Annotated in this window: 13 protein-coding genes; 7 read left to right on the top strand and 6 right to left on the bottom strand. The window is 68.9% G+C overall.

What is annotated here, in order from left to right:
• Positions 1 to 5: 5 nt before the first annotated feature.
• Both G4D83_RS10485 and G4D83_RS10480 read right to left on the bottom strand, forming a co-directional pair.
• Positions 6 to 458: a hypothetical protein gene (locus G4D83_RS10485; RefSeq protein WP_163864558.1), complete on the bottom strand. Its 453-nt coding sequence runs from the start codon at positions 456 to 458 to the stop codon at positions 6 to 8.
• Positions 455 to 2,002 carry an alkaline phosphatase D family protein gene (locus G4D83_RS10480; protein ID WP_163864557.1) on the bottom strand — a complete coding sequence of 516 codons (1,548 nt, stop codon included), beginning with the start codon at positions 2,000 to 2,002 and terminating at the stop codon, positions 455 to 457. Before G4D83_RS10480 ends, G4D83_RS10485 begins: the two co-directional genes overlap by 4 nt.
• 38 nt (positions 2,003 to 2,040) lie before the next feature.
• Here G4D83_RS10480 and G4D83_RS10475 point away from each other — a divergent pair, with 38 nt between their 5' ends.
• From G4D83_RS10475 to G4D83_RS10445, 7 genes are all read left to right on the top strand, one after another.
• Entirely contained in the window at positions 2,041 to 2,283 is a 243-nt protein-coding gene (locus G4D83_RS10475; protein WP_163864556.1) for a hypothetical protein, read from the top strand.
• Positions 2,280 to 2,435: a hypothetical protein gene (locus tag G4D83_RS10470; protein WP_163864555.1), complete on the top strand. Its 156-nt coding sequence runs from the start codon at positions 2,280 to 2,282 to the stop codon at positions 2,433 to 2,435. Before G4D83_RS10475 ends, G4D83_RS10470 begins: the two co-directional genes overlap by 4 nt.
• A gap of 292 nt (positions 2,436 to 2,727) precedes the next feature.
• Positions 2,728 to 3,516, top strand: a complete 789-nt coding sequence (locus G4D83_RS10465; protein WP_163864554.1) for a tetratricopeptide repeat protein — start codon at positions 2,728 to 2,730, stop codon at positions 3,514 to 3,516.
• A 172-nt stretch (positions 3,517 to 3,688) separates the two neighbouring features.
• Positions 3,689 to 4,801 carry an S-(hydroxymethyl)glutathione dehydrogenase/class III alcohol dehydrogenase gene (locus G4D83_RS10460; protein WP_163864553.1) on the top strand — a complete coding sequence of 371 codons (1,113 nt, stop codon included), beginning with the start codon at positions 3,689 to 3,691 and terminating at the stop codon, positions 4,799 to 4,801.
• The gene (fghA, locus tag G4D83_RS10455; RefSeq protein ID WP_163864552.1) at positions 4,798 to 5,649 is read left to right on the top strand and encodes an S-formylglutathione hydrolase; all 852 of its coding nucleotides are present in this window, start codon (positions 4,798 to 4,800) and stop codon (positions 5,647 to 5,649) included. The genes G4D83_RS10460 and fghA overlap by 4 nt, the downstream gene beginning before the upstream one ends.
• A gap of 159 nt (positions 5,650 to 5,808) precedes the next feature.
• Entirely contained in the window at positions 5,809 to 6,891 is a 1,083-nt protein-coding gene (locus G4D83_RS10450) for an aquaporin (RefSeq protein WP_163864551.1), read from the top strand.
• 34 nt (positions 6,892 to 6,925) lie between these two features.
• Complete coding sequence (locus tag G4D83_RS10445; RefSeq protein ID WP_240356252.1) at positions 6,926 to 8,206, top strand: MgtC/SapB family protein; 1,281 nt, start codon at positions 6,926 to 6,928, stop codon at positions 8,204 to 8,206.
• A gap of 24 nt (positions 8,207 to 8,230) precedes the next feature.
• Here the strand turns inward: G4D83_RS10445 and G4D83_RS10440 are convergent, their stop codons facing one another.
• The 4 genes from G4D83_RS10440 to G4D83_RS10425 form a co-directional block, all read right to left on the bottom strand.
• The gene (locus tag G4D83_RS10440; protein ID WP_176434253.1) at positions 8,231 to 8,452 is read right to left on the bottom strand and encodes a DUF3185 family protein; all 222 of its coding nucleotides are present in this window, start codon (positions 8,450 to 8,452) and stop codon (positions 8,231 to 8,233) included.
• 106 nt (positions 8,453 to 8,558) lie between these two features.
• A complete protein-coding gene (locus G4D83_RS10435) occupies positions 8,559 to 9,320 on the bottom strand; it encodes a hypothetical protein (RefSeq protein WP_240356251.1) in 762 nt (253 codons plus the stop codon).
• Positions 9,321 to 9,808: 488 nt separating this feature from the next.
• Positions 9,809 to 13,768, bottom strand: coding sequence for a ribonuclease R (rnr, locus tag G4D83_RS10430; protein ID WP_163864548.1), 3,960 nt, complete (start codon positions 13,766 to 13,768; stop codon positions 9,809 to 9,811).
• A gap of 111 nt (positions 13,769 to 13,879) precedes the next feature.
• Positions 13,880 to 15,310 (bottom strand): protease inhibitor I42 family protein, encoded by a 1,431-nt coding sequence (locus G4D83_RS10425; protein WP_163864547.1) that lies wholly within the window; start codon positions 15,308 to 15,310, stop codon positions 13,880 to 13,882.
• Positions 15,311 to 15,468 lie beyond the last annotated feature (158 nt).

Raw genomic sequence — 15,468 nt, 5'->3', positions numbered from 1 at the left:
CAGGCTCACTTCGCGAGCGTGACGCGGGGCGTGTACCGCCAGAAGCGTTGGAGATGGCCACAACCCTGGCAGGCCAGCTCCACCTGGAGCTCTCCGCCACGGGTCGCCGTGGCGGGAACGACGGTCTTCATGGACTGCTCCGCGCGACCGCTGCATGCCCGGCACACGCCCACCGTCTGGACGAACTGCGCATTGCGCGTCACCACGCCGTCCTCGCAGTAGCCACACCACCAGACGTGATAGTCGACGGCGCCGCTCTGCTCCTGCCGGCGCTGTTCATCGTTCAAGTGGACGTCGTCCAGCTCTTCGTCGAGCAGCGTCCGCGCCTGGCCGCAGTGATTGCAGACCTCCAGCGCGGAGCGCTTCGGCACCGGGAGCACCAACGGGCGCTTCGATGAGAAGAAGAGGGCCGCGGCCACGCCCAGCCCCACCAGCAGGACGACGAACATGAGCGTCATCGGTGCGGCTCCAGCTCCACGGAGTGCAGCGCCTTGCCCGTCAGGTCATGGATGGCGACGGTCATCACGCCGCTATTCCCCTGGATGCGGACGCTGCCGAAGTACTGCTGCCCTTCCCACGGCGCCGCGTTCATCACTGTCGCCGGCCGATGCCACTTCACCTCCGGACCGAAGGTCTCATCGAGCGCGCTCGGACCGAACGTGCCCGCGTTGAGTGGCCCCGCGACGAACTCCCAGAACGGGTCGAAGTCGCGGAAGCGCGCCCGGTCCGGGTGGAAGTGATGCATGGCCGGGTAGTGCACGTCCGCGGTGACGAACACCACGTTGCGCACCTTCCGCTCCTTCAAGAAGGACAGCAACTCCGCCAGCTCCAGCTCGCGACCCAGCGGCGAACCCGGGCCGTTGGCCCACGCCTCCATGATGTGAGCTCCGTCCGGAAGCTTCTCCGCCGGGACGATGAGCCCCAGCGGCATGCTCGTGGCAATCACCTTCCACGTCGCCCGTGACGCCGCCAGCGCCTGCTTGAGCCCATCGAGCTGCGCGCGTCCGAGGAACGCCGTCTCCGGCCCCTGCTGCTCCTGGCGATTGACGGAGTTCGGCGCGCGGAAGGCGCGCACGTCCGGGATGAACACGTCCAGCATCGGGCCTTGTGAGAGCTGGCGATGGATGCGTCCCTCGGCTCGCGCGGCGCCGCCCACGGGCGAGTACTCGAAGAACGCCTGACGCGCCCGAGCACCGAGCACCGCCTCGTCCGCGACCTGCGTGTAGCGGGCGTCACCTGCGAGGCTGCGCCCCGGATACCAGTTGTTGCGCACCTCGTGGTCATCCCACTGGTACGCGATGGGCACGTCCTTCGCGAGGGCCCGCAGGGACTCATCCAGGAAGTTGTAGGCGAAGTTCCCGCGCAGCTCCTCCAGCGTCTCGGCGACCTTCGACTTCGCGGGCGTCACGCGGTTGCGCCATACGCGCCCATCCGGGAGGACGACCTCTGGGAGCAGCGGGTTGTCCGCGTAGATGACATCGCCGACGTGAAGGAAGAAGTCGGGACGCAAGGCGTGCACCGCCGCGAAGCCCCGGTACCCGCCCCACTCCGGGTTGATGCCCCAACCCTGACCGCACACGTCCGCGCTCCACGCGAAGCACACGTCCCGGGCCGAGTCCGGTGACGTGAGGAACCGCCCACGCCACTCCTCGCCAGTCCCGCCGCCATCCTCCGCGAGCACGCGCACGAAGACCTCGCGCCCCGCCGGCAGGCCGGTGAGGTCCACCACGCCGGTGTAGTCCGTGGCCTCGGTGAGCGCGGCGCCCTCAATGCGGTGCACGCCCTTCACGAGCCGGGAGTCCTCGCTCCACTCCACCACGAGACGCGAGGCCCGGTCCGCCTTGCCCCAGACGGTGACGGCGCCGGTGCGCACGTCTCCCAGCTGCGCGCCCAGTGGCAGCGACGGCCCGGGACGCGGCGCGCGAATCGGCCGCGTCGAGGCACACCCCGCGGCGGTGACGGCGAGCCCCTGGAGCACGGTTCGTCGAGTGAGGACAGTCAAGGGGCGCACGCTCCGAAGAAGGAACCAGCCTTCACACTATGGCCACTCCCGCCAGGCATCCAGCACCACCGCCGCCACCCGAAAGTCACGCGTTCTTCTTCGAGCACGTCGGCCACGGCGTGTTCCCGGAGGACGGCAGCGAGCGCTTCAACGTCATCAAGCGCAACGTGGCGCTGCTCACCCGACGTCCCCTGCCGGGCGAGGAGGTCCCCCCCTCCGACAATCAGCTCAACGACGTGCGGAACCGCACGCCGGCCAGCTCTTGGATCTGGCGACCGTGAACCACCCCGGCGGCGGCACCTACCAGTCGCTCACGTTCAACATGCAGGGCGTCGCGGGGTGGAACGGGACCATCACCGACCTGCGCCTGGACCCGGTGTCGGGCGTGGGCATCGCGTTCGACATCGACTCGATTCGCGCGACGGGCCCCTAACGGTCCACGGGCACGACGCCGGGCAAGGTCCGGGTCGGGGGGACAGGGCCGCGCCTCCTCCACCCGTACCCCGAGTCACCGCCAGGGCTGGACGGGGGGCGAGACTCGGGGGGGACCGAGGGAGGCCGAATGCTTGGAGGGCAGGCTCGCCTGGCATGGGTGCTGGGAGCGGGACTTCGGGTATGCTTGCCGGGCTTTCGGACCCGTGAGGCCGGGTCCCACACGATGAGCGGACAGCAGGATGGATGGGGCCGGGGTCGACTCCCCAGGCCCGCTCGAAAGGTTCATACACATGAAGCGACTGGCACGAGTCGGTCTGGTGTTCGGAGTTCTCGCCCTGAGCGGCACGGTGGCCTGTAAAGGCGAAGAGGACGTCGGCAAGGCGGAGCGCATCAAGGGCAGCAATCACTTGAGCAAGAAGGAGTACAAGGAGGCCGCCGCGGCGTACGCGCTGTCGCTCCAGGCGGACCCCAAGCAGGAGAAGGTCTGGGAGAAGAAGGCGTTCGCCCACCTCCAGCTCGGGGAGACCGACAAGGCCAGCGAGGCCGTCCTGAAGATCCTCGAGATGAAGACCACGCCGGCGGAGAGGGCCGAGACGTACCGGACGCTCGCCAGCATGAACATGCAGGGCGGCGCCACGGAATCGGCCGAGAAGTACTTCAACGAGGCCCTGAAGCTGGAGCCGAAGGACGATGCGTCCCTCGGGTGGATCGCGGAGATCTACGCCCAGCGCGGTGGCGCGCGCTCCATGGCGGCGCCCATCGTCAAGGCCGACCTGGAGAAGTCGCTCAACTATTACGACCAGGTCATCGCCATCAACCCCAACCACGCCAACACGTACCTCAACAAGCGCGTGGTGATGGGCCGCCTCATGGAGTACGAGCGGCAGCAGAAGGAGATGGCGCTGTCGGAGGCCGCCGAGAACGCGAAGGACCCGGCCGTCGTCGCCGAGGCGAACGCCCGCGCCGCCGAGCACCAGAAGCGCATGGACGACTTCCAGGTCCAGTTCGCGGACATGACCAAGAAGTTCAGCGAGGCGCAGAAGGCCACCAAGGCCCAGGCCGCGGCGGGCACGCCGTAGTCCCCTCGCCTTCCTGAAGCTCCAGGGCCTGGAACCGCGCACCGGTTCCAGGCCCTTCTTCTTTTCTCGGCCAGCAGAAGCGTTTCCTGGGCGTCACGCGGTGATTCCGTCGTGCCCCGGGGGCACCGCGCGCATTACGCTGGGGCCTCAAACTTCACAGGGAGGCTCGTGTATGGACGTGCGCGCGGCGGTGGCGCTCGAGGCAGGAAAGCCGTTGAGCATCGAGACGGTTCACCTCGAGGGGCCCAAGGCGGGAGAGGTGCTCATCGAGCTGAAGGCCACCGGCATCTGCCACACGGACGAGTTCACGCTCTCCGGGCAGGACCCGGAGGGCTTGTTCCCCGCCATCCTCGGGCACGAGGGCGCGGGCGTGGTGGTGGACGTGGGGCCGGGCGTGACGACGCTGCGCAAGGGCGACCACGTCATCCCGCTGTACACGCCGGAGTGTCGGCAGTGTAAGTCGTGCCTGTCGCGCAAGACGAACCTGTGTACGGCCATCCGCGCGACGCAGGGCAAGGGGCTGATGCCGGACGGCACCAGTCGCTTCCGGCTGGGCAAGCAGAGCGTGCACCACTACATGGGCACGTCGACCTTCGCGCAGTTCACGGTGCTGCCGGAGATAGCGGTCGCGAAGATTCGCGAGGACGCCCCGTTCGACAAGGTCTGCTACATCGGCTGCGGCGTGACGACGGGCATCGGCGCGGTGGTGTACACGGCGAAGGTGGAGGCGGGCGCGCGCGTCGTCGTCTTCGGGCTCGGTGGAATCGGCCTCAACGTGGTGCAGGCCGCGCGCATGGTGGGCGCTGACCAGATTGTCGGCGTGGACATCAACCCCGCGCGCAAGGCGATGGCGGAGAAGTTCGGCCTCACCCACTTCGTCAACCCGAAGGAAGTCGAGGGGGACCTGGTGCCCTACCTCGTCAACCTGACGAACGGCGGCGCGGACTACAGCTTCGAGTGCATCGGCAACGTGAACACGATGCGCCAGGCGCTCGAGTGCTGCCACCGGGGCTGGGGCGAGAGCATCGTCATCGGCGTGGCGGGAGCCGGGCAGGAGATCAAGACGCGTCCGTTCCAGCTCGTCACGGGGCGCGTGTGGAAGGGCAGCGCGTTCGGCGGCGCGCGCGGCCGGACGGACGTGCCCCAGATTGTCGACTGGTACATGAACGGGAAGATCAACGTCGACGACCTCATCACCCACACGCTGAAGCTGGAGGACATCAACCAGGGCTTCGACCTGATGCACCGGGGCGAGTCCATCCGCAGCGTGGTGAAGTACTCATGACGGCGGCCCCCACACTGCTGAGCCAGCACCGCTGCTTCGACGGCACCGTCGGCTTCTACAAGCACGGGTCCGAGGCGTGCGGGGGTGAGATGCGCTTCGGTGTCTTCGTTCCGCCGCAGGCGCGGGAGCGCAAGGTGCCGGTGCTCTACTACCTCGCCGGCCTCACGTGCACGGAGGACACCTTCCTCATCAAGGGGGGTGCGCAGCGCGTGGCCTCCGAGCTGGGGGTGATGCTGGTGGCCCCCGATACCAGTCCGCGAGGCGCGGGTTATCCCGGCGAGGATGCGGCGTGGGACTTCGGCGTGGGCGCGGGTTTCTACCTGGACGCCACCCAGGCGCCCTGGTCCGCGCGCTACCGCATGGGTACGTACGTCACCCGGGAATTGCCCGCGCTCATCGCCGAGCACTTCCCCGCCCGGGAGGACCGCCAGGGCATCTTCGGGCACTCCATGGGAGGCCATGGCGCGCTGGTGTGCGCGCTGCGCAATCCGGAGCGCTACCGCTCCGTGTCCGCCTTCGCGCCCATCGTCGCGCCCATGCGCGTGCCCTGGGGACAGAAGGCGTTCAAGGGCTACCTGGGAGAGGACACGGCCACGTGGCGCGAGTACGACGCCACGGAGCTCATCCGCTCCGCGAAGACGCGGCTTCCCCCGCTGCTGGTGGACCAGGGCACGGGCGACAAGTTCCTCCAGGAGCAGCTCAAGCCGGAGCTGCTGAAGGAGGCCTGCGACGCCACGGGGCAGCCGCTCACGCTGCGCATCCATGATGGGTATGACCACGGCTACTACTTCATCTCCACGTTCATGGAGGACCACCTGCGGCATCACGCCGCGGCGCTGAACGCGTAGCCTCGCGGACACCTCGTGGGGGCTCGGTGACGGAGACGTCCGAGCCCCCGCGAGCGAGCCCGTCTGTCTGCTCGTCGGCATTCGCGCGAACCCTCGCGCTCGGCTTTGACGACCCTTTCGTCGAGGCATAGGGTGGGAGATCCGCTGGAGGGTCAGGCGATGACGGGTGCACTTCCATCCACGACGACATCGTCCGGCACGGGGCGCCTGAACCGGCCCCGCCGGCTCGCGGTCGAAGCGCTCGGCTGCGGGCTGCTCGTGGTGGCACTCGAGGGCGCCCACCACGGCGCGGAGCACCTGGGTGTGAGCGCCACCGACGGGCGCCTCTTCATGTCCCTGGCCGCGGGCGCCGTCCTCGCCTGCCTCACGCTGGTGCTCCAGCCGTTGTCCGGGGCGCACTTCAATCCCGCCCTCACCTTCGCGGACGCGCTGGAGGACGGCACGCCGTGGAAGGACGTGCCTCGCTACGTGCTCGCCCAGCTCGGCGGGGGTCTGGTCGGACGGCTGGTGGCGCATCTCATGTGCGGCGAGCCCCTGCTCATCGCGACGCGCGCGCCTTCCGCCAGCTCCTCCCAGTTCCTCACGGAGCTGGTCGCCACGTTCGGCCTGCTGGTGGTGGTCCGAGGGTGCGTGCGCGGCCGTCCGTCCGCCACGCCCCTGGTCGTCGCCAGCTATGTCGCCGCCACCGTCTGGTTCACCGATTCACGCTCGCTCGCCAATCCCGCGCTCATCCTCGCGCGCGCGGTGAGCACCCGCGCCAGTGCCCTGCATGCGATGGATGTCGAGTCCTTCGTCGCCGCGCAGATGCTCGGCGCCACGCTCGCCGTGCTGCTCTTCCGTTGGCTGATGATGCCCACGGAGAAACCCGCGCGCCGCCCCTGGCGCGTCATCTTCCAATGCTCGCGCCCCACCGTGGCCGAGCAGGCCGTCACCGTCTTCAATGGCCTCTCCGCTGGGGACCGGGCTCGGGCCACGGTGGATGGCGCCACAGGTGAAGGCGATGCGCACGGGCCGCCGCCGCTCGTGGTGCGACTCATCCTGCCCGGTGAGGAGGCGCCGCCACTGGTGGGCGGGGGCACCTCCTGGCGGGTGTCCGTGAGCGAAGACGGGACTCCGGACGCCATGCAGCGCCTCCGGGCATCGCTGCGAGAACCCATCCAGCATCTGTTGCGTGAGCGGGGATGGTCCCGGCTGCATGCCGTCGGCGACGCCGCGCACGAGGCGCCGCGCCACACCACTTGAAGACTTCGCTCCACGAAGGAGAGGCACCCCCTTGATGGAAGGACTTCCGCCGGCCGTTGCGTGGCCGCCGCTCGAGACGTTGATGCGCTTGACGCTGGCCTTGGGGGTGGGCCTGTTCGTGGGGTTGGAGCGTGAGTGGCGTGGCAAGGAGGCCGGGTTGCGCACCTTCGGCTTCGCATCGCTGCTGGGTGCCATGGGCGGGCTGCTGGGCACTCCGTTCGCCATCACCGCGGTGGCCCTGCTGGGCGTGTTGGTGGGCTTCCTGAACTGGCAGTCGCTGCGCGCGAACGAGGGCGCGGAGCTGACCACCTCCGCCGCGCTGCTCGTCACCGGCTTCACGGGAGTGCTGTGTGGCCTGGGACATGTGGTGACGCCCGCGGCGGTGGCCGTGACGAGCGCGGGGTTGCTCACGTGGAAGGAGCGGCTGGCGGGCTTCAGCAGCAAGATCACCGCAGAGGAGCTGCGCTCGGCCATCCTGCTGGCCATCCTCGCCTTCGCCATCTACCCGGTGTTGCCGACCGAGCCCGTGGACCCCTGGGGGCTCATCGTGCCTCGCGTCGCGTGGGTGACGGTCATCCTCGTCGCGGCGATGGGGTTCGTGAACTACGTGTTGCTCAAGCTCTTCGGAACGCGCGGCGTGGAGGTGACGGGGTTCCTGGGCGGACTCGTCAACAGCACCGTCACGGTGACGGAGCTGGCCCATCGCGTGAAGGAGACAGACGGACGGCTCCAGGACGTCGCGTACCGAGGCGTCATGCTGGCCACGGCGGCGATGGCGCTGCGCAATGCCGTCCTGCTCGGCATCCTGTCGTATCGCGCGATGGTGAACTCCGTGGTGCCGCTCTCGCTCATCCTGCTGTCGAGCATGGGGCTCGCGCTGGTGAGGGTTCGCCAGGCCCCGAGCAGCGCGGGCGCCGCGCCGTCGTTGCCCCTGGAGAGCCCCTTCTCGCTCAAGTCCGCGCTCAAGTTCGGCGCGATGTTGCTCTTCTTCCAGGTGGTGGGCACGGTGGGACAGAGCCTGTTGGGCCACGCGGGTTTCTATGCGGTGAGCGCGCTGGGAGGACTGGTGTCGAGCGCGTCGGCGGTGGCCTCGGCCGCGTCACTGAGTTCACATGGGTCGCTGTCACCGACCACCGCGGGAGTCGGCGCCACCATCGCGTCACTCGCGAGCGCCGCCGTCAGCTTCGTGGTGGTGGCACGCGTCTCCGGGCAACGGGCGCTCACCGTGCGACTGGGCTGGGCGCTCGGCGCGGTGTTCGCCCTGGGACTGGCCGGGGCCTTCGTCCAGACCCGAATCGGCGCGCTGCTCCCTTGAGCCTTGGGGGGAGTCGGTCCGTGGCTAGCGACGCTTGCGCGAGCCGCCTCCGAACAGCGCGAGGAGGATGCCGCCCGCCAGCGCGGCGCCACCGCCAGCGATGTACAGCGTGGTGTTCTCGCTGTACTTGCCCGTGATGACCTGCGTCGCGCGCTCGGTCAGCGACTCGCGCGCATTCAGCCCCGTCCACAGCAACACGCCGCCCGCGACGGCGAGCATCACTCCCACCAACCGGATGATTCCCACGGAGACTCCTCGAGTTGAACCGTGAGCGTTATAGCGCTCCGGGAAGCCCCTCGGTGGAAATGAGGGGCGGTGTGGCGTTGGGGATGGGCATCCCGACGGGTGAGGCCTACTCCTGCACGGACGACTGCGCCGGCTGCTTGGGCTGCTTCGCCAGGTCCATGAGCTTCCTCATCCGGGTCGCCGTGTCGTCCTCGGGAAGGATGCCGGCCTGCTCCGCGATGGAGTCCGCCGCCTTCTGCTGCCGTGCCCTCTGCAGTCCGGCCACTGCTTCGCGGTCGGGCAGGTTGGGCCCGAGTTCCCCCACGACGGCGGCACGAATCTTCATCGCGGCGCCCGCCACCACCTGCGCGTTCTGGAAGATGGAGCCCTGCGCCTCGGGCCTCGACGTGCCGGTGCCGTAGGCGGACACCACGCCACTGCGAAGCGTGAAGGCCTTCATCGAGACGAGCTTCCCGCCACTCGTCCCCACCGCGTCCTCCAGCATGACATGCGGAAGGATCCACACATCCGGAGAGATGCCCTTCTCGCGGGCGGCGGAGATGCGCTCCTCGTCCGACGCACCGACTCGCGTCGCGCTGCCAGACAGGCCCGTCACCGCCACGATGCGCAACAGCGGGTCGGCGGAGAGTTCGCGCCGGAGAGATTCGTCGAACTGCTTCCGGTCGAGTGACTTGGAGAGCGCTTCGGCGACGGTCGTCTCGAACACGGCGACCTGGATGGGAGCCTGAGGCGAGCGCCGAGGCGCTTCGGCGATGGCCTTGGCGTAGTCCTCATTCTCACGCTCCCTCGCGTCGATACGAGCCTGCTCCGCCGGGTCGGAGCTGCGTACGGTCGTCTTGCCGTCGAGTCCCGTCGAGGTCGTGGTCATGGTCATGCCCGCACAACCGGCGAAGGCGAACACAACGAGGGCTGAAACGAGGGCGCGCGAATACATGTCATCTCCGGGGGCTGAGCAGGATGCCTGGCCGAGGACACCGAAGGTCCATCAGCACGGCACGCTCGGGACGACGTCCCCGGGGAAAAATTCACTCGCGACGCGCCCTGCGCTCCCGGTCTGGTGATTTCCATCTGACGCGCGGATGCGCGCGAACTCCGGACCTCAGCGCTTCGCGAGCTCACGCTCCGTCCGAATCTGCCTGCGGACGCAGGGATGCAAGCGAACGCCGAACCTCAGCGCTTCATGCGCCGATGGTGGCCGACGAGGGGATGCGCGCAAACACCGAACCTCGGCGCTTCGCGCACCTCTTCGGCGCACGGCAGCCGACGCGCGGATGCGCGCGAACGCCGAACCTCAGCGCTTCGCGCGCATCTTCCGCGCATGGCGGCCGACGCGAGGATGAGAGCGAACGCCGAACCTCAGCGCTTCGCGCGCCCCTTCCCCTTGCCCGCCGACGTCGACGTCGTGGAGGCCTTGGCAGGGCGCTTCGCATGGCTCGCGGGCGACTTCGCCTTTGCGGCAGTAGCCTTCACGGGCTTTGCCTTCAGCGCTTTCGCCTGGGACTTGGGCGCCGAGGCCTTTGCAGTCTTCGCCTTGGCCACCTGGGCCGTGGACGCCTTTGCCTTGGGCGACTTGGCATTGGACGCCTTGGTCTTCGGCGGCTGGGCCTTGGGCGACTTGGCGAGTGACGGCTTCGCGGGAGCGGCCTTCTTCACAGGTGCCTTGCCCGAGGCAACTCGCTTCGCGGGCGTCAGCGTGGGGGACTTCTTCCCCACCGCCTTCGGTTTCGCGGTCGAAGTGCCCGACGCCACACGGGGCGCAGCCTTCGGTTTCGCGGTCGGAGTGCGCGACGCCGACGTGGCATCAGACATCGTCTTCGGTTTCGCGCTCGGCTGACGCGATGCCGGGGCGACCTTGGACGCCGCCTTCGTCGAGGCAGCGCTCGCGGTTGCCGTGGCCACACCGCGCTTGACGGCGGCCGCACGCTTCACACGAGCCGGTGCCTTCTCGGGCGCCGACGTGACGCTCTCGGGTCCTGACTGAGTGGAGACCACGGCGGGCCGAGCCACCGGCGACTGGGCCGCAGGCGGAGCGATGACCGTTTCAGCCGGAGTCGGCAAACGCTCGGGCGGCTTCGAAGGAATCTCCGCCGTCCGCGCCACCACCACCTCGGGCGTCGAACGCGCGACGGGCTCCAACTGCTCGCGAACCGGCGGCTTCGCCGGAGGCTCGGGCGGAACGGAAGGCTGCCAGTTCTCCGGCGCGAACTCGGGCTTCACCTCGGCGGGCGGCTTCGGAGGCACGATGACGGACGCGGGGCGGTTGAAGCGAGAATCCTTCGACGAAGGCTTGCCTCCATGTCCGCCATGCCCGTGCCGCGACTGCGGCTGCGAAGGCCGGCCACCCTTCTTCGGGGGCTGGCCCTGCGAGGCCAACGCACGCAGCCGGTCGAACCCGGGATGCGGTGACGACCCCGCGCTCTCGCTCGCGTCAGGCTCCGACCACGTCGGCGTGGCAGGCACCTCGGGCACAACCTCCTCGCGGACGTCCTGTGCCTCCTGTACGGGCACGCTGCTCACATCCGAGCCCGCCCCCTGCTCCGGCCGCACGAACATCCGTCGCTTCGGCCCCTGCGCATCCCCCGCGGACCGAGGACCGGATTGCGTCTTCGCCGCGTCGTCCTTCCAGGGCTTCTTGAACGTGGGCTCGCCGCGCGAAGGCACGGCGGCCTCTTCGCGACGCCCTTCTCGCACGAAGCGCCCTCGAGGACGCGACGGCTCCTCACGCGCGGCCCAGGAACGAGCCGGTGCGCCCTTGCTCGTGTCGCGCTCCCACTGTCCCGGCTTGCCCGGCTTGGGCTTGCCATACGGCAGCTGCTGCTCGCGAGCCTCGGGGCGACGACGCGCGGCCGCGCCGCCCTCATGGCGCGTCAACGGCGCCTCGCCCTCGAACTGGAGCGCGTCGAAGTCGATCTTCCGCGCCGTCGGGTTCGCCGACAACAGCCGCACGCGGAGCTTCTGTCCCACGCGCACGCGCCGCCCGTTCGGATACACGAGCGAGTGCGTCTGCTTGTCCAGCTTCGAGCCCGGCCCCAGCGTCTCCGCCTTCACCAGACCCTCGACGTGCTCGGCGTCCAGCTCGACGAAGAACCCGAAGTCGGTGATGGCCGCCACGGTGGCCGCGAACTCCTCGCCGACCCGGTCCTTCATCATCAGGGTCGCGTAGAAGGACACCACCTCCCGCTCCACCTGCATGGCCGCGCGCTCCCTGTCGGAGCACTGCATCGCCATGTCCTCCAGCTTCTCCTCCTCGCGGTCCAACATCGCCAGCGACGGCTTGCGTCCCTGTCGTGCCCAGTGCGCCTTCAACAACCGATGCACCAACAGGTCCGGATAGCGCCGGATGGGCGAGGTGAAGTGCAGGTAGTGCTCCGCCGCGAGCCCGTAGTGGCCCACCTTCGACGGCGTGTACACGGCCTGCATCATCGAACGCAGCAGGAGCTGGTTCAGCGCCCGCTGCTCCGGGTGACCCGCGAGCTGACTGATGAACGCATCCAGTTCCTTCGAGGACACGCCATCATCGATTTGCAGCTTGAAGCCATACGCCTGTGCCAGCGCCCCGAAGGCGGCCAGCTTCTCCGGGTCCGGCTCGCCATGGAACCGGTACACCGTGGGCAGGCCCTCGTCCTGGAAGAAGCGCGCCACCGCCTCGTTGGCGGCGAGCATGCACTCCTCGATGAGCCGGTGGCTGTCCTTGCGCTCGCGCTTGTCCATGCGCTCGGGCAGGCCATCCTTGCCCAGCACCACCTTGTGCTCGGGAATGTCGAAGTCGATGGCGCCCCGCTCCTTGCGCATCTTCATCAGCGCGCGGGCCAGCGACATCATCTTCTCGAAGTGCGGCTTGAAGGCATCACGGTGCGGCACGCTCTTGCCATCAAGGACGTCCTGCACCTCGTTGTACGTGCAGCGCGCCGCGCTGCGCATCACCGCCGGGTACAACGTGGACGAGCGCCGCTGGCCCTGGGCGTCGAACGTCATGTCCGCCACCATGCACATCCGGTCTTCGTCCGGCTTCAGGGAGCAGATGCCGTTGCTGAGCCGCTCCGGCAGCATGGGCAGCACGCGGTCCGGCAGGTACACGGACGTCGCGCGGCGCAAGGCCTCCGCATCCAGCGCGCTGCGCTCACGCACGTAGTGCGTCACGTCCGCGATGGCGACCACCAACCGCCAACCGCCCGCGAGGTCCTCCACGTACACCGCGTCGTCGAAGTCGCGCGCGTCCTCACCGTCGATGGTGACCAACTGCATCGAGCGCAAATCCTTGCGCTCCTCCCCGCTCGCCTCCTCCGCCGACACCGTCACGGCGTAGCGGTCCGCCTCGTCCATGACCTCCGGAGGGAACTCATCCGAGAAGCCCTGCGAGTAGGCGATGCCAATCACCTCGGAGCTCGGAGTCCCCGGCTTGCCGAGCGAGCCGGCCACTTCGCCGAAGAGCCCGCGTCCCGGCTCCAACAGGTTCGCGCCCACGCCCAGGCGCACCTTCACCAGGTCCCCCTCCTGCGCCATCTGCGTCTGAGGCACGCGGATGGGACCGGGAAGGCTGGTGTCGGTGGGCAGCACCAGCGCGTGGCGGCCCTGCGTCGTGTAGACGCCTACCGCCAGTTCGCGGCGACGGTCGACGACGCGCACCAGGCGCCCCTCGTACCGGCCGGGCCGACCCGCCACCTCCACCACCACCCGGTCATTGTCGAGCGCGCGCTGCGCCTCGGCCGGGGGCAGGAAGATGTTCTCGCCCTCCCCTCCCACGGGATGCACGAAGCCGAAGCCGTCGCGGTGGACGTGGAGGACGCCCTCCACCGTGTCCAGCACCTCGCCGAAGGCCGGGCGACGCGGGCCTCGATGGCCGAAGCGCTCACGGCCCTCTTCACGGCGTGAAGAACCCTGCTTGTTGAAGTCACGGCGCTCGCGCCCTCGGCCGCCGTCCGTGCGGCCGGAGTCGCGTGCGCCACGGGCGTCGGGAGCACGGCCCTTGAAGCCGCCTTCCTGGCCTCGGGCACCATGGCCCGTGAGGCGCTCGCGCGTGGGGGGGTCCTGAGGACGGGCCCGCTCATGACGGGGCCGGGGGTCCGCATGCACGGCGGCGACCTCCGGCACGACAGGCGGAGGCACGGGCGGGCCGCCGTCAGGGGGAGGACCGGGGCGCAGGAAGCGCTTGCCCTCTTTGACGGCCTGGCCTTGGCGTACCAGCTCCCGGAGGGAGCGCTTGAGCTCGGTCTGCTGGCCAGGGTGCAGGCCCGCGAGTCGCAGGAGCTCCTTGATGCCCAGCGGGTGGTCGGCTTCGGAGAGGATCTGCTGGAGAAGGTCTGAAGAAATGCTCACGGTGGGGTCGCGGCTCGGCCGCTACGGGAACGGGTAAGCCCGAAGCGGCCGGGCGGGAACCCCCCGGCAACCGACTGCTTCCCGGAGCCTTCCTCCGGGAAGCGACGTTCTTCAGGGCTTGACCGTGACGTTGATCTTGAAGGAGCGATCCACCAGGCCCGGCGTCAGCGCCTTGGCCAGGAAGAACTCCACCTCGAAAGTCCCCGGGTTACGGGGAGTGAAGAAAAACTCGCGGGTCGCCGGACCGCCGCTGGGAACCGGCTCGAAATTGGCTTCGCGCAGGCCCACGCGCTTGGCCGCCGTGGGCTCGATGGCCCAGGTGAACCCAGGCTGCTCGGGCAGGCGCACGGTGAGGCCGTGGTTGAGCCTCACGTCCACGGACGTGGGCACCTCGCCCTCGATGTGGACCATCTCCATCTCATCGCGAGACACCGCGCGCGCTTCCGACGGCCGCGGCTCCACGTTCTCCGCGATGATGCGACCACCCCAGCCGGAGAGCTTGTCCACCACGCCCATGACCTGCAGCGTGTGGCCCACGTTCTTGCGCAGGCTCTTCACGGCGGCCTTCCCCTCGATGAGGAAGGACACCTGCTGGCGGGTGCCGCCGTTGGAGACGACGAGGATGAACTCCTCGCCGTTCATCTCCAGATTTCCGCGCACGGCCGCGAAGCCCTTGATGCCCGCGCCCATGCCGGCCGCCGTCACCATGGAGACCTCGCCGGGCGACAGGTAGCGCAGCCGGGGCTCGGTGTCCGCGGGCGGCGCCTCGACGACTTCCGCCTCCGGCTTCTTGGCGGAGTACTTGCGCACGTCCACCACGCCGCCGTGGTTGGTCGTCTTGCGGATCATCCCGCTGACGGAGACCTTGTGATTCACGTAGGCCGGGAGGACCTCCTGATCCGGCCCCTGGAGCAGGAAGGTGAGCTCTCGCTTGTCGCGTCCCACCACCACCAGGTTGGGCATTTCGTTGAGGACGACCAGGCGGCCCTTGAGGCTGCCCTCGCCCATCACGCCACGGCCCTCTCCGGCGGTCAGCAGCTGCTCCATTTCACGCTTGGTGAGCGGCTCGCCCGGGGGCGGCAGCTTGGTGGCGCGCGGCTTCGGCTTCTCCACGGCGGGCACCGCGGGAGCGGAGGACTTGGAGCCCTTGCCCGACGCGCCCTTCGTCCCAGCGGGAGTCTTCGCGGCGGGAGCGGCGGCCTGCTTCGCCGTGGCGGACTTCGCCGCGGGAGCGGGCTTCGCCGCTGACTTCTTGGAAGGCGCCTTGTCAGCGGCCTTCTCCTTCTCGACAGCCTTGTCCTTTTCGACGACCTTCTCCTTGTCGGGAGCGGTCTCGACGGCCGCCTTCTTCGATGAACCCTTCACGCCCTTCGCTACTGACTCCGCGACCGCCTTCACCACCTTCGTCGTCGAAGTAGCGACCCGCTTGGACGCGTTCTTGATCAGGTCCAGCCGGGCGGATTTATCCTTCTTCGCGGCGGACTTCGCGCCAGTCTTTCCAGCGGGAGTCGCCTTCTTGGCCCCGGACTTGGGCTTGGCCATCGACGCTGTCTCCTTGAGAGTTCCCGTGTACTTTCAACGGGTTGCCACGCCACCCCCAGGAGGACTGGCAGGCTTCGCGATGATTGAAGCTTGTAACGATGATCAGGTGGGCTGTCAAACTAACACTTGATTTTCTCTCGGACTTTCGGTGCGAACCG

Origin of the sequence: Myxococcus eversor, assembly GCF_010894455.1 — a bacterium.
GTDB lineage: Bacteria > Myxococcota > Myxococcia > Myxococcales > Myxococcaceae > Myxococcus > Myxococcus eversor.
This window is presented reverse-complemented; position numbering and strand designations above follow the sequence as displayed.